This window comes from Collinsella aerofaciens, from assembly GCF_028207065.1.
GTDB classification, from domain to species: Bacteria; Actinomycetota; Coriobacteriia; order Coriobacteriales; family Coriobacteriaceae; genus Collinsella; species Collinsella aerofaciens_AR.
In genome coordinates, this window is record NZ_JAQLFP010000004.1 from 1 (window position 1) to 20,436 (window position 20,436).

The 20,436-nt window shown below is 52.7% G+C and carries 18 protein-coding genes and 2 pseudogenes; 17 read left to right on the forward strand and 3 right to left on the reverse strand.

The genetic code is table 11. The features are described from left to right. Positions 1–107 precede the first annotated feature (107 nt). The 11 genes from PMX72_RS02080 to PMX72_RS02130 all read left to right on the forward strand — a co-directional run bounded on the left by PMX72_RS02080 (position 108) and on the right by PMX72_RS02130 (position 12,353). Positions 108–860 (forward strand): sugar transferase, encoded by a 753-nt coding sequence (locus tag PMX72_RS02080; RefSeq protein ID WP_271729266.1) that lies wholly within the window; start codon positions 108–110, stop codon positions 858–860. Between the two features lie 2 nt (positions 861–862). Further along, positions 863–2,113: a glycosyltransferase family 4 protein gene (locus PMX72_RS02085; protein WP_271729265.1), complete on the forward strand. Its 1,251-nt coding sequence runs from the start codon at positions 863–865 to the stop codon at positions 2,111–2,113. Positions 2,114–2,118: 5 nt separating this feature from the next. Beyond that, a complete protein-coding gene (locus PMX72_RS02090) occupies positions 2,119–3,177 on the forward strand; it encodes a polysaccharide biosynthesis protein (RefSeq protein WP_271729264.1) in 1,059 nt (352 codons plus the stop codon). 2 nt (positions 3,178–3,179) lie between these two features. Further along, positions 3,180–4,037 carry an SDR family oxidoreductase gene (locus tag PMX72_RS02095; protein ID WP_271729263.1) on the forward strand — a complete coding sequence of 286 codons (858 nt, stop codon included), beginning with the start codon at positions 3,180–3,182 and terminating at the stop codon, positions 4,035–4,037. A gap of 2 nt (positions 4,038–4,039) precedes the next feature. Beyond that, positions 4,040–5,167 (forward strand): UDP-N-acetyl glucosamine 2-epimerase, encoded by a 1,128-nt coding sequence (locus PMX72_RS02100; protein ID WP_271729262.1) that lies wholly within the window; start codon positions 4,040–4,042, stop codon positions 5,165–5,167. 23 nt (positions 5,168–5,190) lie between these two features. After that, positions 5,191–6,237, forward strand: a complete 1,047-nt coding sequence (locus PMX72_RS02105; RefSeq protein ID WP_271746126.1) for a glycosyltransferase family 4 protein — start codon at positions 5,191–5,193, stop codon at positions 6,235–6,237. Then, positions 6,237–7,460 carry a hypothetical protein gene (locus PMX72_RS02110; RefSeq protein ID WP_271746127.1) on the forward strand — a complete coding sequence of 408 codons (1,224 nt, stop codon included), beginning with the start codon at positions 6,237–6,239 and terminating at the stop codon, positions 7,458–7,460. Before PMX72_RS02105 ends, PMX72_RS02110 begins: the two co-directional genes overlap by 1 nt. Before the next feature lie 32 nt (positions 7,461–7,492). After that, the gene (locus PMX72_RS02115; protein WP_271729259.1) at positions 7,493–8,470 is read left to right on the forward strand and encodes a polysaccharide pyruvyl transferase family protein; all 978 of its coding nucleotides are present in this window, start codon (positions 7,493–7,495) and stop codon (positions 8,468–8,470) included. 20 nt (positions 8,471–8,490) lie between these two features. Beyond that, the gene (locus PMX72_RS02120; protein ID WP_271729258.1) at positions 8,491–9,774 is read left to right on the forward strand and encodes a hypothetical protein; all 1,284 of its coding nucleotides are present in this window, start codon (positions 8,491–8,493) and stop codon (positions 9,772–9,774) included. Between the two features lie 19 nt (positions 9,775–9,793). Beyond that, positions 9,794–11,254 carry a lipopolysaccharide biosynthesis protein gene (locus PMX72_RS02125; protein ID WP_271729257.1) on the forward strand — a complete coding sequence of 487 codons (1,461 nt, stop codon included), beginning with the start codon at positions 9,794–9,796 and terminating at the stop codon, positions 11,252–11,254. A 127-nt stretch (positions 11,255–11,381) separates the two neighbouring features. Further along, entirely contained in the window at positions 11,382–12,353 is a 972-nt protein-coding gene (locus PMX72_RS02130; protein WP_271746128.1) for a sugar-transfer associated ATP-grasp domain-containing protein, read from the forward strand. 298 nt (positions 12,354–12,651) lie between these two features. On the opposite strand, the pseudogene PMX72_RS02135 reads toward PMX72_RS02130, so the two are convergent. Further along, positions 12,652–12,960 (reverse strand): annotated as a pseudogene (locus PMX72_RS02135) (transposase); the annotation flags it as partial. A gap of 257 nt (positions 12,961–13,217) precedes the next feature. Between PMX72_RS02135 and PMX72_RS02140 the strand changes: the two are divergent. The 6 genes and pseudogenes from PMX72_RS02140 to PMX72_RS02165 all read left to right on the forward strand — a co-directional run. After that, positions 13,218–13,703: pseudogene (locus tag PMX72_RS02140) on the forward strand (ATP-binding protein); the annotation flags it as partial. A 169-nt stretch (positions 13,704–13,872) separates the two neighbouring features. Next, positions 13,873–14,910, forward strand: coding sequence for an AbiH family protein (locus PMX72_RS02145; RefSeq protein WP_271729254.1), 1,038 nt, complete (start codon positions 13,873–13,875; stop codon positions 14,908–14,910). Between the two features lie 191 nt (positions 14,911–15,101). After that, on the forward strand, positions 15,102–16,157 hold the full coding sequence (locus tag PMX72_RS02150) for an IS1595 family transposase (RefSeq protein ID WP_271729253.1): 1,056 nt from the start codon (positions 15,102–15,104) through the stop codon (positions 16,155–16,157). Positions 16,158–16,204: 47 nt separating this feature from the next. Continuing rightward, positions 16,205–16,420: a type II toxin-antitoxin system RelB/DinJ family antitoxin gene (locus PMX72_RS02155; protein ID WP_118268025.1), complete on the forward strand. Its 216-nt coding sequence runs from the start codon at positions 16,205–16,207 to the stop codon at positions 16,418–16,420. 1,055 nt (positions 16,421–17,475) lie between these two features. After that, positions 17,476–18,957, forward strand: a complete 1,482-nt coding sequence (locus tag PMX72_RS02160) for a hypothetical protein (protein WP_271729251.1) — start codon at positions 17,476–17,478, stop codon at positions 18,955–18,957. 224 nt (positions 18,958–19,181) lie between these two features. Then, complete coding sequence (locus tag PMX72_RS02165; RefSeq protein ID WP_271729249.1) at positions 19,182–19,709, forward strand: hypothetical protein; 528 nt, start codon at positions 19,182–19,184, stop codon at positions 19,707–19,709. Between the two features lie 183 nt (positions 19,710–19,892). On the opposite strand, the gene PMX72_RS02170 is transcribed toward PMX72_RS02165, so the two are convergent. Further along, positions 19,893–20,057: a hypothetical protein gene (locus PMX72_RS02170; RefSeq protein ID WP_271729248.1), complete on the reverse strand. Its 165-nt coding sequence runs from the start codon at positions 20,055–20,057 to the stop codon at positions 19,893–19,895. A gap of 135 nt (positions 20,058–20,192) precedes the next feature. Beyond that, positions 20,193–20,436, reverse strand: a 244-nt coding sequence (locus tag PMX72_RS02175; protein ID WP_271746129.1) for a hypothetical protein, incomplete at its 5' end; no start/stop codon positions are given.

A 20,436-nucleotide genomic window follows, 5' to 3' on the forward strand; every position in this document is an offset into this window, starting at 1 on the left:
GCTTGCCCGTATCGTAGGCAATGCGCCGAATGCTCGCCATCGAAATTTATCGGTGGCCCACTTCAGACTGTAATGGGGTTCCTGGGGACAGGGACGTAAGTTTTATCGTGACTGCTAATAAAGAAGTAACAGAGAGCAATGCGCCCGTGGGGGCGGCGCTGATTGCTCAGGCCATGGACCGGCGCGAGGGCGTCGGCCGCTACAAGGCCATGCAATCCATCATGGACTGGGACCGCTCGCGCTTGGCCTATAGGGCCGTGAAGCGCGCGTTCGACATCGTGTTCAGCGGCTGCGTGCTGGCCGTCATTGCTATACCGAGTCTGGTGCTGGCCGCCGCCATCCGCCTGGAGAGCGAGGGCAGCCCCTTCTACAGCCAGATCCGCGTTGGCCAGACCCGCCCCGACGGCAGCCTGAGCACCTTCCGCATGTGGAAGTTCCGCTCCATGTACAGGGACGCCGACGAGCGCCTCGCCGAGCTCAAGGGGCAGAACGAGATCGCCGGTGCCATGTTCAAGATGAAGAATGACCCGCGTGTCACCAAGATCGGGAAGTTCATCCGCAAGCACTCCATCGACGAGTTCCCGCAGTTCCTCAACGTGTTCCTGGGGCAGATGTCCGTCGTGGGCCCGCGCCCGCCGCTGCCGAATGAGGTGGCCGAGTACACAGAATTCGACCTGCAGCGCCTGGCCGTGAAGCCCGGGATCACCGGCTGGTGGCAGGTGACGGACCGCAACGACACTGACTTCGACGGCATGGTCCGCCGCGACCTGGAGTACATCGCCAGGAGGGGCGTTTTGACCGATATGAAGATTGTTGTTCTCACCGTTATAGAGGTCCTGACCGGAAGCGGGGCGTGCTAAGCATGCATGGTTCTCGTCCTTTGTGCAACTCTCGCCCGCTTAAGATCCTGGTTATTTGCCAACACTACTGGCCCGAGCAATTTCAGATTACCGAGGTGTGCGAGGAGCTTGCTAGGCGCGGTCACGATGTGACTGCGCTCGTTGGTGTTCCCAACTATCCCACGGGCGTTATTCCCGATGATTACCTTGATGGAAAAAACCGCATACAGGAGCGCAACGGCGTTCATATTGTGCGCGTAGAAGAGATGCCGCGCAAGAACGGTATTGTTGGCTTGGCGCGAAACTATTTTAGCTACATGCTGAAAGCTAAGAAGAAGGCTAAGGAGCTCCCGGGCGACTTCGATGTCGTTTTTGCATACCAGATAACGCCAGTTCTTATGGCGGCGCCCATGAAAGACGCCAAGAGAAAATCTTGCTGCCCTGCGTTTCTGTATTGTGCAGACATCTGGCCCGATGCCGTTATGGCAATGCTTCCAAGGGCGCTTTCGTTCGTGTTGCCTCTCGTTAAGTTTGTTAGCACCGCCATTTACCGCGAGGCCGACTTCGTGGCGACGAACTCGAGTGCGTATGTTGATTGCTTCGAGAAGGTACATGGTTTCGAGCGCGCGCGCCTGAAATACGTCCCGCAATACGCCGACGACAGCTATCTCGATATGGATCTGCGCCCCACGCCCGCGCCAAAGGCTCGGTTCATGGTTATGGGCAACATAGGGCGGCTGCAGGATATGCCATGCGTGCTCGATGCCGTCAACCGAATCAAGTCTAGGGACGATTTTGAGCTACATGTCGTGGGTACTGGCTCCGTAATTGAGGCCTGTGAGCGTTATGTGGCCACCAACGGGCTCAGCGAAAAGGTGATTTTCCATGGCCGTCATCCTTTCGAGGAAATGCCTAGCTTCTACCGTATGGCGGATTGCTGCCTCCTAACGCTCCGGGTTCCGGGAGCACCCTGGATCAGCTCGACGCTGCCCAGCAGGCTGCAGGGCTACATGGCCGCTGGCAAGCCCATTCTTGCCGCTATTGACGGTTCGGCTGCGGAGGTCATCCGAGATTCGGGTTGCGGCAGGTCTGTTCCTGCCGGCGATTCCGCGGGACTCGCCTCCCTCCTTGAGGATTTCATCGACAACCGCGCGGCCTACGAAGGCCGCGGCGAATCGGGAAGGGCTTATTTTCGGGCCAACTTCACCAAGGACAGATATATGGACGAGATCGAGTCGCTGCTAATCGCGACATCGGCTGGAAGGGATAGTTAATTCGCATGCAAAACAAAAGTTACTTCACCGGCAAAACACTCATGATCACGGGCGGCACGGGCTCGTTCGGTAACACCGTGCTCAAGCACTTCATGAACACCGACCTGGCAGAGATCCGCATCTTCTCCCGCGACGAGAAGAAGCAGGACGACATGCGCCACCGCCTGCAGGAGAAGTCCCCCGATCTCGCCTCCAAGGTGCGCTTCTTCATCGGCGACGTCCGCGACGCCCAGTCTGTCCGCGATGCCATGCACGGCGTGGACTACATCTTCCACGCCGCCGCCTTGAAGCAGGTGCCCTCCTGCGAGTTCTTCCCCATGGAGGCCGTGAAGACCAACGTCATCGGCACCGACAACGTGCTGCACGCCGCCATCGCGGAGGGTGTCGAAAAGGTCGTGTGCCTGTCGACCGACAAGGCGGCCTACCCCATCAACGCCATGGGCAAGTCCAAGGCCATGATGGAGTCCATCATCTACGCCAACGCCCGTAACGGCGCCGGACGCACCACCATCTGCTGCACCCGCTACGGCAACGTCATGTGCTCGCGCGGCAGCGTTATCCCGCTGTTCATCGACCGCATCCGCAAGGGCGAGCCGCTGACGGTCACCGACCCCAACATGACCCGCTTCCTGATGAACCTGGACGAGGCCGTCGACCTGGTGCAGTTCGCCTTCGAGCACGCCAACCCCGGCGACCTGTTCATCCAGAAGGCCCCCGCCTCCACGATCGGCGACCTCGCCGAGGCCGTTCAGGAGGTCTTCGGCCGCGTGGGCACCCAGGTGATCGGCACCCGCCACGGCGAGAAGCTCTACGAGACGCTCATGACCCGCGAGGAGCGCCTGCGCGCCGAGGACATGGGCGAGTACTTCCGCGTGCACGCCGACACGCGCGACCTGAACTACGACAAGTTCTTCGTGGAGGGCGAGGTGCACACCCAGGCCGACGAGCCCTATACGTCCCATAACACGAGGCGCCTGGACGTGGTGGGCACGATCGACAAGATCAAGACCGCCGAGTACGTGCAGCTGGCACTTGAGGGCCGTGAGGCAGAGGCGGTGCAGTAGGCGTGCGCTTCCTGGTTCTGGGCGCCACGGGGATGGCCGGTCACCTTATCTCGCTTTACCTAAAGGAGCGCGGACATACGGTGGTCGGCTTCAGCCGCCGCGGCGTGCCATTTCTCGACAGCCAGGTCCTAGGTGACATTCGGGACGGGAAACTTTTGCAGGACTCAATCGATGAGGGTGACTTCGATGTTGTCGTGAACTGCATTGGAGTGCTGAACAAGGCCGCCGAAACCAATCCCGACGCCGGCTGGATAAATGGCGAGCTTCCGCATGTCCTGGCCGGCATGACCGAAAACAGGCGGACTCGCGTGTTCCACATGAGCACCGACTGCGTGTTCGCGGGGAACACCGGGCCCTATACAGAGAAGAGCGAACCGGACGGCGAGAGCGCCTACGACCGGACCAAGGCGGCCGGCGAGCTTTTCGACGGCAAGAACCTGACGTTCCGCAACTCGATCGTGGGGCCCGATATGAACCCCGGCGGCATCGGGCTGCTCAACTGGTTCATGGGGCAGCCCGGTCCGGTTAAGGGCTTCACGGGTGCCATCTGGACGGGCCTTACCACGCTCGAGCTCGCCAAGGCGATGGAGTATGAGGCGGGCGAGAACGTCCATGGGCTCGTGAACATGGTGCCCGAGGGCTCAATCAACAAGTACGATCTGCTGCAGCTGTTTAACCGTGAGCTGCGCGGCGGCGCCATCGAGATAATGCCCGACGCGGAATTGCAGCTGGACAAGACACTCGTGCGAACAAACTTCGAGCCGGGCTACCGTCCGAAGTCCTATCCGGAGCAGGCCCGCGAGATGGCAGGATGGATAAGGGAGCACAGGGAACTCTACCCCCACTACGAGGTGATATAGATATGAGCAAGCTGAATCTTATGGTCGTCATGGGCACACGCCCTGAAATCATCAAGCTGTCCGAGGTCGTGCGTAAGGCCGACGAGTACTTCGACCTCTCAATCGTTCATACGGGTCAGAACTACGACTACGAACTGAACAAGGTGTTCTTCGACGACCTGGGTATCCGCGAGCCGGATAACTACCTGGGCGTGGTCGGTGAGGACCTCGGTCAGACGATGGGCAACGTCATCTCTAAGAGCTACGAGCTGTTTGCTACGGAACGCCCTGATGCCGTGCTGGTGTTGGGCGACACGAACTCCTGCCTGTGTGTGATTTCCGCCAAACGTCTGAAGATCCCCGTGTTCCACATGGAAGCTGGAAACCGCTGCAAGGACGAGAACCTGCCCGAGGAGGTCATCCGCCGCATCGTTGACGTAACGAGCGATGTGAACCTGTGCTACTCCGAGCACGCGCGCCGCTACATTCTGGATACCGGCGTCAAACCCGAGAACACCTATGTCGTGGGCAGCCCCATGGCCGAGGTGCTGGATCGGGTGCTGCCGAATATCGAAGCGTCGACCGTTCTGAACGACCTGGGCCTTGAGCCCGGGAGATATATTCTGCTTTCCGCACACCGTGAGGAGAACATCGACATCGAGGAGAACTTCTTCAGCCTTATGGGCGCCGTGAACGCGATGGCAGAGAAGTACGACGTTCCCGTTCTCTATAGCTGCCATCCGCGCAGTGCCAAGATGATCGAGCGTCGTGGCTTCAAGTTCGACAGCCGTGTCATTCAGCACAAGCCACTAGGTTTCTTCGATTACAACCAGCTGCAGAGGAACTCCCTGTGCGTTGTCTCGGACTCGGGGACCCTTCCCGAGGAGGCCTCGTACTTCAAGTTTCCTGCGGTCTCCGTACGCACTTCGACCGAGCGTCCCGAGGCCATGGACGCCGGCGTGTTCTGCGTGGGCTCCATCACTTCAAAGCAGGTGCTGCAGGCCGTTGATCTTGCCGTTGCAATGCATGCCAACGGCGATGACGGCGTGGAGGTGCCTGCCTACGCCGATCGCAATGTGGCGGCCAAAGTGGTCAAGCTTATCCAGAGCTACACAGGAATCGTGAACAAGATGGTGTGGAGAAAGCTATAGGAATGGGCGTCAGAAGAGTATGCATGCTGGGCACAAGCCCAGCTTCTAAGGGCGGCGTGGGAACCGTTGTGAAGGGGTACGTTGAGTCCGTGCGTCCCGAGGGCTATGTGTTTGAACATATCGTCACTCATGCCGACCTTGGGACTGCTGGAAAAATTGCTGTAGCGGGAAAGGCTTACTGCAAATGTCTCAATTCCCTTAATAAGGATAACTATGATTTGCTTCACATCCACTCGGCTTTCGGTGCCAGCTTCAATAGGTCTATCCCCTTTATAAAGCTTGCATCCAGAAAGGGTGTTCCTATCGTCAATTTAATTCATGCAGACGATTGGAAAGAGTTTTACTTCAGTGCTTCGCAAAGTAAGAAAAAAGCTATCGCAAGTGTTTATGGCCTTTGCAACAGGATTGTTGTCTTGTCTGATGAATGGCGAGACTGTCTTACGAGTGTTGTTCCTGCGGAGCGTGTGGTCGTTCTCGAGAATTTCACTCCTGTCTACGAAGAGAGTTTCTGGCCTGACTGGAATGCTAAAACGATTGTATTTATGAGTAGGCTCGAGCGGATCAAGGGCTGTGATTTGCTCCCCGACATCTGCGAGTCTGTTCTCGAGAGGGTTCCCGACTCGCATTTTCTTATCTGTGGTGATGGGAGTATGAAGGATGAGCTCGCGCGCGAAGTCCGCAGACGCGGGATTGAACGGCAGGTTGAGCTTGTCGGTTGGGTTGATAATTTCAAAAAGATTCAAATGCTAAAGCGTGCCTCTCTCTTCCTTTTACCTTCTTATGGAGAAGGTATGCCAATGTGTGTTCTCGAAGCAATGGGTTTGGGGCTTCCGATTGTGGCGACCGAAGTCGGAGGTCTACCGCAGCTTGTTACTAATAAACAGAACGGATTCTTATGTATTCCTGGTGACGCAGCCGGGATCGCTAATTCGATTGTGGATGTCTTGAGTGCACCAGAAAGGCTTGCCGCTATGGGCGCTGTCAGTAAGGAGCGCGCCTATCGACATTCCTTTGGTCCTTACAGCGAAAAGTTGAAAGGCATTTACGATGATGTTCTTGGGGAGGTATGATGGCAAACTCCTGTGATAAGTCGCCCTTACTCTCCGATATTGCTGTTGTGTTTCTTTTTTTGGGCTTGTTGCTCGCTCCCATTTTTGACTATGCGTTTGGTGGCATCTTCTCTTATGCCGATGAATTCGCGGCGATTCTTTTGGCTACTTGGGCATTGCTTTCAGGTAAAAAGAACTTGACTGGTGTTCACGAGAGGCATGCGGTTGTTTGCCTTACTTTGATTTGCGTTCTTGGTTTGATCGGTAATGTTGCGCATGGATATCAGAACAGTTTTCTTGCAATTGCAGTCGATCTGTTTACCTGTGTGAAGATTTTCGTTTCGTATTTGTCGGCGAGAATCGTCTTGAGCGGCAGGGAGGGCTGCTTAAGGGCATTCCAATTTATTGGAAAGGTATTTCTTGCTGCGGCTCTTATCGGTCTCGTATTTCATACTGCCGGAATCGTGCAAATGGGATCGGGCAGAGTGATGTTCGGGATTCCTTGCTATCAGTTTGTGTTTAGCCATCCGACAAATTTGGTTGCCTACTGCGTCGGTTTCATTGCGCTTATGTTTGTGGACTCGAGGCCAAATCGGTTTTGGATCCTAACTGCTTGCATTCTGCTGCTGGCATCGCAAAGAGCCAAGGCCATTGCCTTTGCTTTCGTTGTAATATTCTTTCTGTTTTACGGAATGGCGAAGCGTGACGATAGAAAACCATCTAAGTTAATTTTTCTGTTTTTGGGCTTCGGTGCCGCCCTTTTGGCGATGGATCAAATCCAGATGTACTTCTTCGATGCAGCTAGCGCACGCGCTCTTCTTATGCAGGATGGGCTGAATATTGCACTTAGGCTTTTTCCTCTGGGTTCTGGTTTCGCCACCTTTGCGACGTATATGTCAGGCGTTTATTACTCACCGTTGTATTTTGAATATGGTCTTAATACTGTGTGGGGGCTTTGGCCTACCAACCCTTGCTTTGTATCGGATTCATTTTGGCCTGCCGTTATTGCGCAGTTTGGCTTTTTGGGAATGATTGCTTTGGTGGTCCTTCTCGTCGAATTGTTCAAATCTATTTCTCATGATGCAAAACGGGGAAACGTTCGCTTCGCTGCGTACGGAATGATTCCGCTATATCTACTTATCCTCAGTACAGCAGACGCTTCCTTCTTTAACTTCTACGGGCCATTTTACGCACTTGTGATTGCTTCAATCGTGAATAAAGAGCGCGTTAGGCAAGCGTGCTAAACACTTACTTGATTTCGAAAGAGAGCTTATCAATGAATAATATTTTTGGACGCAGTCATAAAGACCAAGTTGTTTTGTTTGACCCTGCCCTCGCAAGTCAAAATATCGGAGATGAAATTATCTCCGATAGTGCGTGTAAATGGCTTCAACCGCTGTTCAAAGATGAGTTTGTTCTTCACGTCTCGTCTCATCAAAAAATGTCATTTCGCTACAAGAGATATCTCAATGACTCTAAGCTGACTTTCGTGCTTGGCTCCAATTTGCTTAAGTCGGGAATGCTCTTTGGCTTTAGACAGTGGGACGTTTCGCTATTTGATACGTTTCAGGTCAATGATGCTGTGCTTGTTGGATGCGGCTGGCATACGTATGAGAAGCGCATCGATCCTTACTCTAAGTTGCTTTACCGTAGGTTGCTGAGCGACCATTATTTACACTCGGTAAGGGATGAATATGCGAAGAAGAAGCTTGAGGAGATGGGCATTACCAATGTCCTAAACACGGGATGCGCGACCATGTGGGGCTTTACGCCTGATTATTGCGCGAGACTTCCCAAGACGAAGGCTGGAAACGTTGTTGCCACGTTGACGGATTACAACCAGGACCCTGAGCACGATGAGCAGATGCTCTCTACGTTGCTGAGTAAATACGAGAAGGTTTCTTTGTGGCTGCAGGGCAACGGGGATCGCGGCTATGTAACCAGCTTACCCTCTTACGCTAAGTGTGAGGTTATACCCTCGACCCTCGATGCCTTTGACGCAGCCCTCGATCAAGAAGACACGGATTACGTTGGCACTAGGCTCCATGGTGGTATCCGAGCGCTCCAACACGGCAGACGTTCATTAATAATCGCAATCGATAACCGTGCTCGCGAGATGCACAAAGACTTTAACATCCCAGTTCTAGAGCGTGATGAGATTGATAAGCTGGAGGATTGGATTTGCGGAGAGAGCACAACGGATATTCGGATACCCATTGACGAAATTGAGCGCTTCTTAGGTCAGTTTCGTTAATAGCAAGGAGGGGCGCATTGATGACTGCATCTGTGAACAGCGATACTAGTTTTAATATCATTTCTATTGGCGGGCCAGTCTTGGATGGCTATCGATATTCCATACCGTTCTCAGTGCCCGAAAAACTTAAACCGTTCTTTCGGACTGATGAGTTTTGGTTTGAATGTCCCGATGCGGGCGAGGTCCCTGAGTCTATTGCCGTAATACCCGCTGTTGCAAACCTACTGCCTTTCGCCTGGGTATTTGACTGTGAGCTTCGTGTCGACTCGATCGACAAGACGTTCTATGAAGCAGTGCCACATATTAAGCGCGGTTACGACAACATGGCCTGCGACCTAATCCTTAAAGGCTCTCTTGCTGTCAATCGTGTGGTTGACAATCATTGTGATGGGGAAATTGGGTCACCACTCTCCTTGTTCTCCGGTGGCGTTGACGCATGGTGTACGCTTGCGCGCCATTCAGCCGAGAAGCCCCATCTTGTCACTGTTTGGGGTGCCGATGTCGACTGTGAGAACCCGTCGGGCTGGAAGAAGGTTGACGAGCATTCCGCTTCTGTTTCCAGAGACTACGGTTTGAGTTACTCCTATGTCAGGAGCAATTTTAGAAATCTGATCAACTATAGAATCCTTGATGCGTCTCCGACAATGACTGCATGCGACTATCACTGGTGGTACAGCTTGCAGCACGGTATCGGAATTATTGGACTCGCTGCTCCTCTTGCATATGCTTGCAAAGCGCCCCGAATTTACATAGCAAGCTCTAATACGGAGATGGATAAGCCTTATGTATGTGCATCTGACCCTACCATTGATAACTATTTTGCCGTAGCGGATTGTCGAGCATTTCATGATGGCTACGAACTGACCAGGCAGGATAAGGTCGATACAATCGTGCAGTATGCTAAGGGCATTGCAGCACAGGTGAGTCTTCGAGTCTGTTATCACGTACAATCAGGTAAAAACTGCTGTCGCTGCGAGAAATGTGCTAGGACGATTATGGAGATCCTGGCATCAGGCGGCAATCCGAGAGAATTTGGCTTTACCTATACATCCCTACAGTTTGCTATTCTCATGTGGAGAATGGAACATGTGTTCAGACTGGTTTACCCAGAGTTCTATTACGACATTGCTGCAGCTGTTAGGGACCGAGGCATTACTCTCCCCGTGACTGCCCGTTGGGTGCTTTCAGATGATCTTGCTTCTGTATGCGACAACAAATTCAAGCGTAATTGGGAAAGGTTCCATGCATTTGGGGCCAACCTGTACCACGGAATGAAAGACCGGATAAATACTAATAAACGATAGTTGCTGCGAAGGGTAACGAATGAGTCTTAGTTTGGGGACATTGAAAAGTAAATACAAAGACCTTTCCCTTGCGGCAAAGGCTTCAGTTTGGTATGCAGTTTGTGGTATCCTTCAGAAGGCCATTGGCGTTGTTGTGGTGCCTCTTTACACGCGCATTATGGATTCGACAGCGTACGGCACATACACTGTGTTCCAGTCGTGGTACACAATGCTGTTTGTGTTCACCTCTCTTGGACTCGCTAACTATGTTTTCAACAATGGCATGCTCAAGTACAAAGAAGATAGAGACGGTTTTTCCTCTGCCATGTTGGGACTTTCAGGGGTCTCAACTCTCATTTTTACAGCGTCCTTTCTTTTGTTCCCGAGTTTTTGGACCGAAGCCCTCGGTCTATCTGCACCCCTTGTATTCCTTATTTTCGTTCGCTGTCTTATTAGCCCGAGCTATGAGTTTTGGGCTGAACGTCTGCGATATGAGTTTCGTTACAAAGGCGTTGTGGCTCTAACTCTTGTTTTGACCCTTGCTGTTCCCGTCGTCTCCGTTCCTGTCATTCTTCTTGCTGACGATAAGGCTGCTGCAGCACTTGTGTGTCAAGTTGTTGTTATGAGCCTGGTTTATGCAATTCCTCTTTTCTCGATTTTGCGTAAAAGTTGCAAGCTCTTTAACAAGGAATATTGGATTTACGCACTTAGATTTAATCTCCCGCTCATTCCTTCGATGTTTGCCACCCTTGCACTGCAGCAGCTCAACAGGGTGATTATCTCCGGAACCGTAGGTGAGTCGCAGGCTGCTATTTATTCCGTCGCTTTCTCCGTGGGCTCCGTGACGATGTTTATTTATTCTGCCCTCGAACAAGCCTATCGTCCTTGGTTTTATCAAGGCATGGGCACTAAAGGCTTTAGATCAACAAGTGTCGGCGCGCTTCTTATTGCATTGGTCGGAGGCTCTTGTTGGCTAATCACTTTATTTTCGCCCGAAGTCATGCGGCTCTTTGCTCCAGAAGAATACCAAGGCGGCGTCTATGCTATTGCGCCGATTGCCGCGAGTACGGTTTTAATCATGCTATATAGCATTCTTATTACAGTTGAGTATTACTTTGAGGAAACGGTTCCTATTCCTATCGTCTCCATACTCATCGCTATCTTTAATTATGTTGTTAGCTCTTGGCTTGTTCCAATTTTTGGTTACATAGCCGCTAGCTATGTAACCTTGGCATGCTATACGTTGCTTGTGCTCGGGCACCTCTATCTTTGTCGTCGCGCCATGGTAGTTCATATGAGTGGCGACTACCCTTTATCTTTGGCGAGCCTTATGACGTTTACGTTCGGGTGTGTCTGTCTCATCGTAATTACACAGCTGCTATTTGGATTTCTGTGGCTGCGAGTTGGCGTTGTTGCTGCTGCGCTCGTTTGCTTATGCGTCTTTCGTGAAAGGGCTTTTGGTCTTTTGGACCCCCTAATAAAGACGAAGAAGCGCTTATAGTTTTATAGAAAGGAATTTTTTATGTCAATTAAATCCATTGCAATCGAATTGTTGAGATCGAGACGTCGGGCTCATTGGGCGGCTCCAAATAAACGGATCGCTCTTACCTCTGCGGAAAGAAAAGAAGTTGAAGCAGTCTGGGGGGGGGGTCTGGTCTAAACCTAACTATGAGTGGCATGAGCACTACAAGGCGGTAAACGGTGAGTTTGATCCACGTTATATGCCCGGCGACGTGTTTTATCTGGATCTGCTTCCGAGACTATCTGATCTTGCCCTTTCAGAGGCATGGGAAGACAAATCATATTACGCCAAGAGATTTCCAGAGTTTCCGTTTCCGGCTCTGCGGTTTGCCCGTGTCGGGGGAAGGCTAGTTGATAAGGATCTTTCTTTTATATCGTGGGAGAACGCTTACCAGGCTGTCAGAGATATGACAGCAGCCTTCGTGAAACCGTCATTGGGCTCTTATCAGGGTATCGGGGCTTTCAGGCTTGAATTAACAGATATCAATAGTCCGGAAGATCTTAAGACGAGGCTTGCTGACTGTGGCGGCAACTTTGTCGTTCAGGAGCTTATTGAACAGGCGGATTTGCTGTCGTCTTTTAACCCTTCTTCAGTAAACATCATCAGAATGAATACGGTTTGTCTTAACGGAGATGCTTTTCTTGCAAATGCTACAATTCGCTTTGGAGTAGCGGGCAGCGTTACAGATATGGCTCATGTTGAAGGCGTTGAAATTGCTAGGGTCGCTGGCTTGAGTGGTGACGGTTGCCTGAGGGGCTTTTTCTGCAATCAGGATGGTGATCGCATCCCTCTTAGCGAGCTTGGAATTCAGGGGGAAGAAAGGGTGCCCGGTTTTGACAAAGCCGTTAATTGCTGCAGGGAGCTTCATAAACAAATGCATCATTTTGGTTTAGTTGCATTTGATGTCGCTATTCGCAGTGATGGTGAACCGGTAATTGTTGAGATGAATATAGACGGTCCTGGATCAGTGTTTTATCAATATGCCAATGGGCCATTCTTTGGAGATCGCACCGAGGACGTAATCGAATGGTGTAAAAAGCGAACTTGGAATCCGGCGCTTAATATGCAGATTATCTAGTTGCTTATATTCTTGACTGAAGTTTGAATAGTTGTTACTAGGGGTGCGCGGTTTTACTTGCGTACCCTTCGTGTATATATTTGGGGATTGTTGCTGCCTCGTGATATTTCGCGAGTTTTAACTTGGGCGGCGTAAGCTTTCCCAGTATCTGCGCAGATGTTCGAGGTTTGCACAACGCGATTTATGTCGATATGAGCAAGGTCAGCATGCGGCAGCGCCGAGGGGCGGACTGCTTGCAACAAGGTACCGTTAAGATTCTTTCGCAAATTGATCGCAGCGGCCTCGGCCCCGGCTTGTTCTAGCCCTCCGCCTTCTTGCTCACCTCGTCCATCTCCTCCAGCATCGACATGTCCAGGTACCTCCTCTTGCCCCATTCGTGCTCCACTATGTACTTCAGCCTCGCCGTCACCAGCATGAGGGCCGAGTTGCCGTCCGGGAAGGTTCCGACGACCCTCGTCCTCCTCCTGATCTCGCGGTTGATGCGCTCGATCCCGTTGTTCGTCCTGATCCGGCGCCCGTGCTCCGGCGGGAATTCCGTGTAGGCAAGCGTCTCGGCGAACCCGTCGCGCACCGTTCTCGCGCTCGTGTTAGCGCCGGGCGATTTTAGCCACTAATAGTCAGACGATTTTGACCAGTTCCGGTCACCGAATAATGGCCATCGCGCCTCTCCGCCGCCACTACGCTGGTGGTGCCAACACGCCGGCGTTAGGAGGACCATTGAGGTGAACGAGAGACACGATGACCTACAGGAGATTATAGACGCGGCGCTCCGGGAGATGGCCGCGGAGGAGGGCGACGGGTTCGACCCGCAGGCATGCAACCTCGCGGAGTTCTGCAGGAGGACGGGACTCAGCCTTCGTCGGGCCCGGGGGCATCGGGAAGACGCACCTCGCGCAGGCCTACGGGCGCGAGTGCTGCATGCGGGGGCTCAAGACCTACTACATCAAGGCGACCGAGCTCAGGGACAGGTTCCAGAAGGCCGTCCAGCGGGGAAACACCTCGCGGGTCGTCCCCTCGCTCGTCAAGCCGTCGTGCCTCATCGTGGACGAGGTGGGCAGATGCGTCTACGACAGGCCGTGCACCGACCTGTTCTTCGACGTCGTCGACAGGCGCTACGAGAAGGAGGGGCCGAACGCGATGGTCCTCACGAGCAATATCGCCCCGAGCGGGTGGGACGAGTTCTTCACGGGGGACGAGACGCTGCTCTGCGCCCTGGACAGGCTGTTCGACAAGGCGTCGGTGTTCGTGATGCGGGGCCCGAGCTACCGCGGCAGGGGGCTAGACACCTACTCGGTGGAGGCGGTCCCCCAGGCGGTGAAGGTGAGGGGGATCCAGCCCGAGGGGATGTAGGAAAGCGATAGGAAAGTCATAGATGCGGGCGTGTTGGCTAAAATGGGTCGGCCGGGATTGGTCAATCTCGGCCGACTATATTTGGCTAAATTATTCCGGCGCTAACAAGGCTCTTGGATCCATACAATTGTTAGGGTATTAATGTCGGGCTATCAGGGAAGTTGGCGCCATGAGCACGCTGTCTATTACGATTATGGTTGGAAGTGGATTTGATTTGTCTTCGGGCTTGAAGACGAGTACCACTAGGTTTATGGATTATTTCTCTAGCAACCATGCCTTGGACAATGGTCCGGTGGGTGACCTGGCTAGGCAGATTTCATATGAAGGACCTCATAATTGGGCAGATTTTGAGAAAAAACTAGGGGAGTATACGATTTTTCTTGAAGATCTTGATGAAGATGCAATAGAAGCCGCCCTTGATTGTAAAGAAGCTATTGACATCGAGTTGGTTGACTTTATTGCGGCTGAAGACGCAAAGGTCACTGAAGAGTTTATTAAAGCTAACTCGGATTCTGTTTTAGAATCTATTGGATATTGGTATGCAGCGCTTCAGCCTCTCGAGAGGCAACGAATCAGAGAGGCGTATCCTATTAATTATTCAACCGATGTTTCGTTAGTCTCATTTAACTACACCTCATTGCTGCCTCTATTGTTTAAAGAGTTTGGAACTGGACAGCATGCCGCTCCAGAGGGTAGTGGGGCTGTATCTGCAATTCAAGTGTCCAATTTTGCTCACGCTCATGGATCTCTTGAACGCGAGGCTGTTTGTGGCGTCAACGATGCGTCTCAGATCAAGTCAGAACTATTGTCTTCAAATGAGGACATTACCGCCACCTTCGTTAAGGGGGAGATCCAGAAGTTATTTGGTTCTGTTGATGATCGGCGAGCTTCCGGGCTTATCTCCGGTGCTCAGATTCTTATTATATTTGGGCTTTCTTTAGGAGAAACGGATACCCGTTGGTGGGAAGAGGCGGTTGGCTTGCTTAAGAAAGATGCTAAAAGATTTATTCTTATAGCATCTACTTCTGCTTTGCTTGCTAGGAGGAGCCCTGCTTCTTTTCGGCGCTTTTCTAAGGAGCTTAAGGAAAAATTATTAACTCGGGGAGGTGCGAGCGATGACGAGATGCCTGCATTGTCTGATCGCATTTTTATCTTTCCCTCAGAATCGATTTTTTGCTTTAAGAGTCATGTCGGGGGCAAATCGTAGACCTGTCTTTGTTAGAGCATAAATAATGAGAGCTGATGCACATATACCGATTAACTACAGTCTCGAACTTATTGCGGCTTGAAAATGTCGCCTGTTTTTTACGATGAGTTTGGCTCTTTATCGAAGGAAAGCGTACCTGTACCGCCAGCGGCGCGAGGCGGTACCCTTCAATTAACGTCGAAGGAGCGGCCATGGATGCAGACGACCTGGTCATCACCCTCAAGAAGAGCCTGGCGAAGCTCAGCAGGACCGAGCGCCGTAAAGCCGTCGAGCTGGTCGGGGACGTCGTCCGCGCCGCCATGTTCGACGATGCGGCGGGAGACGGCTATGAGGTGGAGCGCTGCCCCCGCTGCGGCTCGGTCGCTATCGTCAAGAAGGGCAAGTCCGGGAACGGTGAGCAGCGCTACCTCTGCCGCGACTGCGGCAGGACGTTCTCCGGTTCCACCGACCGGATCCTCGGCACGAGCAAGCTGCCCCGCGAGACCTGGATGGCCTATGCCGAGTGCTTCGCCCTCATGCTCCCTCTCCGCGAGTGCGCCGGCCGCTGCGGCGTCTGCCTCAAGACCGCCTGGACCATGCGCCACAGGCTCATCGAGTGCCTGAGGGAATACTCGCCCGCGTTCCATGTGGGGCGGGGGCAGGCCTGCGAGCTCGACGAGACGTACTTCCCCGAGTCCTTCAAGGGCAACCATTCAAAGGGCTCCTTCACCCTGCCGAGAAAGGCTCGCCACCGCGGCAAGCAGGTCCGCAGGCGCGGCCTCTCCCGCGAGCAGATCTGCGTCATGACGGGCGTCAGCGACACGGACGCCACCTTCTTCGAGGTCTCGGGCCGCGGCGTTGTCTCGCGCAAGCGTGCGGCGGAGGCCCTCCGCGACCGCATCGGCGCGGGCGCGGTCGTCGCCACGGACAAGGCGGCCGCATACATCGACGTGCTGCGCGGCCTGAAGGTCGCCTCGCATGAGTCCTATGATTCCAAGGACCGTTCGGAGGGCACCATCAACCGCATCAACGCCGTCCATTCGCTCCTCGACTCGTTCATGGCCCGCTTCAGGGGAGTGTCCACCAAGCACCTGGGGGCCTACCTCGACTGGTTCCGCTGGTGCCGCACCTTCATGGCGGCGGGCTCGCGCGCGGCGGAGTCCACGGTCGCCCGCCAGCTCGCCAACGGCTCCTGCCCGACCCGCGTCCGCGGCATGTTCGGCCTCGAGCCTCCCCTCATGGACTACTGGGACGGGCGGGCGGCCTAGCGAATTAAAATGGTGGCCACGGAGCAGCGACCGCGGAAGGAGCGGCAATGGCATCGAACGTCCCGGCCACCACGATAAGAATCGATCCCGAGGTCAAAAGGGAGGCCGTGGCCGTGCTCGACGAGCTTGGGCTCTCCATGTCGGGCGCCATGAACATATTCCTCAGGGCGGTGATCCGCGAGGGCGGCCTGCCCTTCGACGTCAGGCTGGGATCTTCGGGGAAGGCTGACGGGGAGGGCGGGGACCGCGATGGGCGGGGATAGCCCGATTATTTCCCGGTTCGACGAACAGCCGATCGTGTCAAATGTGGTCTAACAGAGCCAAATAATATCCGCAAGACCGTGGCGACCTGGTCGTTGCGCTTTGTTGGATTCCAAATTTTTGTTTGCGACGCCTTGATCGCTGCCTATATCGTGGTTAACCTGGTTAGGAAAATTACGGTTCCTTCTGAGGTTATATTTGGTGTTCTTGGGACGAGCCTTGTCGAAATTATTGGAATCCTTTGGGTTATCACTCGAAGCCTGTTTCCTTTCCATGATTCGCATCGGGATCGCTCGAAAGAGTCAGAAATTCCTTCGCGAAGACGGACTGTTCGTTTTCGATAATTGAGCCTTGGCCTGAATTAGCATCATTTTATTGCGCCGGGCACCGGTGTTTGCAGAGACGCTGGTGTCTTTTTGTCGGTTGAATCCCATGTGATGCTGAGCTTGGAACGCTTCTGATTTTGGTTGTCCAGGCGATGGCGATTCGCGAAATTCGGCAGTGTTCAAGCGAGCAAATGCTATGCGGCACTTGGACAGTTCGATTGTCGAATACCGTTTGACGAAAAAGCTAGCCAGGGGCCTTCTTCTAAAGTGTTGGGGGAGTACTATTACTTCAGGCGTTCACCGCCTGGAGCATGACGTTAACAGTCTGTTTTTCAAGTTGTTAAAGAGTGATTGGAGTCTCATTAATTCGCTTAATGGCGAATTAATGAGACTCCAAACGTCATGGAAGGGAGCGCTGTATGAGTCTTCTTGATTATCACGTTCTTATTAGTCATTCGTGGGATTACAGCGATGAGTATAGGAGTAGTTATTGGCTCTAAGTAATTACTCGTCTGTCTGAGTACCGTTAACTGTTGTGAGTCGCATCGGCGGTATAGATTTGCAAGGTTGACGAAAATGGTCAAGTATTAACGCTTGCCGAAAATAGGCACTGTCTAGGGCAACCAAGAGAGGGATGGTAGTACTATCAAAGTAAGCGTTCAGTGTCTGGAGCATGACGTTAATTAACTATCCTGGTTCATTTTATTGACCTGACAAATATTGGGATCGCAATGCTTCAGAATGATATCCCCGATACTAACCGGGATGAAAAGCTCCAGAGATTGTATTTCGAGCTTGAGCAAGCCAGAGAAGATCAGCGCGTCTCGCTTGATCATATTGTCCAAGCACTAGTTGCCTGCATCGCTGCGCTTGCGATACTGTATTCCGTTGCCAGCGGTTTTGGTTCAAGTGGTCAAAATGATATCCCTTTCAAAAACGAAGGGATCGCCTTTATCGCAGCTTGCATCATTTTGGTGGCGGGTTTTTATTGCTCGAGCATCGGTATCGAGCGCATGTTTCGCTATCACTATATGGAAGAGATTGAGCGCAATATTACTTTACTCACACATAGCGGGCTGGGAGACTTTCCTCCTGGCTGGAATGTGCTGTCATCGCGGCTTATCACATCGAATGTGCGCCATCTTACCAATCAGGGCGCTCGTAGGCACTACGTTCATTTTGCTTGCGCATTGGTTTTTCTTGTTATCGGCTGCCTGCTGCTTTCGGGAATGCTCCTTCTGACTGTCAATAATAAGTGGGTATTCCTGTTTCTCCCTATCGTGGTTTTCTCTGCATTGTCGTATTTGCTGTACGGCTTTTTTGTCGGTACGGACTATAGCAGGGAGCTCTATACATCAATCCGTCGGTTACATGACAGGGGTGCGAGCAAGGGTGTTGGAGAGGGAGATGGTACAGTTCCGCTTGCGCAGCAACCAAAAAAGTATTTCGCGCAATTTAGGGGTAAATTTGCAAGATTGGTCTACACGCGTCCGCGCGACGCGATGAAAACATTCTTTTATTTAGGTGGTGCCGCCTTGGGAACCGCCCTGTTTGAACCAGGATATTCGGTGGGAGAATGGGTTTTTCGAATTTTCCTTCTTTGGCTGGTCGTCGACCTTTGTGGCTATCAAGCGCGTTATCTAATCAATGACATTAGGGGAATTGACCAAGATGGGAGTAACCCAAGAAGTGAGGGGAGAAACAGGCTCCCGCTTCTTGGTAATAGCAAAACTAGAACTATTCGCATCGGCTGCCTGGTCGTCTTTGCCAAAGCGCTGGTTGCGGGTCTTGTCTGCTGCACCATTGCCTCCAACTCGGATGGAACTGGAGACCCATATCTGGCCCTTATATTGATCGTGTTTTATGCATTGGTGTTTTTGGTGGCAAGTTTATATGAGGTTGCTCGCGACAAGGGGGAAATCAGCTGGAACGAATTTCTCACGGCATGCTTTGGGGACAACATTCCAGCGAAGGCGAGCGAGGTTATAGAGGGAATTGCATTCGACTCGGCGCGAGTCAGAGCTCTTCGAAAAATGAGCTTGCCTACGATGGTCTTAGTGACCTTGGGATATCCGCTGCGTTTTCTATCTGGGCTTCTGGCTTTTGATCCCGATGCTATTGGCTTGCTGCGAACTGTCGAGTTTTCCGTTTATTTAACGTTAGTTACATTCCCTTTATTGCTCAGGGTTATCTTCCTCTTGCGGCCTCTCTAGCATTATCTTGCATGCTATTTGGCTGCACTTTTGTTTACATTACTTGGAGTTTAGAGGCGTCTGATACGGTTAGATCTAACACGGTCAGACAGCACGAGGGTAAATCGGTTCAATTCACAAAGCCTCACATCGCGTATCTCGGAGTTATTTTAGGAACGCATGTCAAGGACGAGTATCCTCTGCGTTCACGAATGTCATTCTTTAGTCCATGGAATTGGACTTTTGTGGCGTCGATTGTTCTGCTCGATTTGATTTCTCTTTATTTGGCGCCAACTCAGCATGCTGCTATAAATATCGCGATGACTTCGATTTGCTATGCCATTGCGTTCATATGGCCTGATAAAACTATGGACCTAATGGTAAAGGTCTCTGTCTGCCTTTTTATCTTTGACTTGATATACATGTTCTTTGGGATTTGCTTCGACCCGGCATACGGTATTTTCTTTGAGTGCGGCTTCAATGGTTTGGCCTTGGGCAACCTATTGCATTTCTGCTTGGGTAACTTGCCGTACGCCTATAGCATTAATGCTGCTCTCGTGATTCAAATAATCGCCGTTGCATACCTGCTGATTTACCTGATTTTTCGCAAGATGAACTATGAGGAAATGAATGCGCCGTTTGTTGCAGAGGCGGTAATGTTGCTAAGGGTTGGTCTCGGGAAGATTGTTTGCATGGTGTTCGGGCAGAAGGCAGTTGAAGCGTTTGGACTTAGGGTTGTTGATGAGAATGCGCTACACCCTTTGAGGCGGTGATATTTTTAAACGGTATCTGCGCGTGCACTCGGTGTTACTTCGTTGATATTATCCGAGGAGCAAGGTTCGTACGGCGCCTCAGGCCTCTGTTTCTAAATGAGTTCGAGTGTGGCTTGCTGACGATCTGGGATCAGACGTTGTGCTCGGATTGATTTGTTTTCATGGGGTGTTGGCTGATGGGTGTTAGTGCCGGGCGATGCCCGCGGCGTCAAGGAGCTTGGAGTAGATGTGCTGGTAGCTCTCGCAGGTGCCCTGGTGGCGCGTGAGGCCGCTTTCGGCCGAGCACCAGTTGAGGTTGTGGTCGTACTCCAGCTGGTCGAGCGTCCAGTCGTGGAGCCACAGCGCCATGTCGTATTCCGAGCCGTTTGTCTCTTGCCTGCACAGGCCCACGGCGCTGTTGACGATCTGCGCGACGCTCGGGCGGGCGGCATCGTTTACGGTTACCTCCGCCGTGGTGCGCGGGTAGTAGATCCCCTTGTCGTTTTAGGGGTCGTTTCTGTCGTTGTCCATAAAGTAGAAGTAGATGCGGTACGTGCCCGATGCCGTGAATTCAAAGGTAAAGTCGTGGCCCGCGGTGCCCAGGCTGTTGTAGCTGCCCCATGCCGGGCGCGACGGGTCGCAGACGCTTTCCTGGCCGCCGCCGTCCCAATAGGTGGGCACGTCCATGCGCGCCTTGGCCTGGGACGAGCCGTCGGCCTGGGTTACGTGGAAGGTCGTCGCGGTGCCC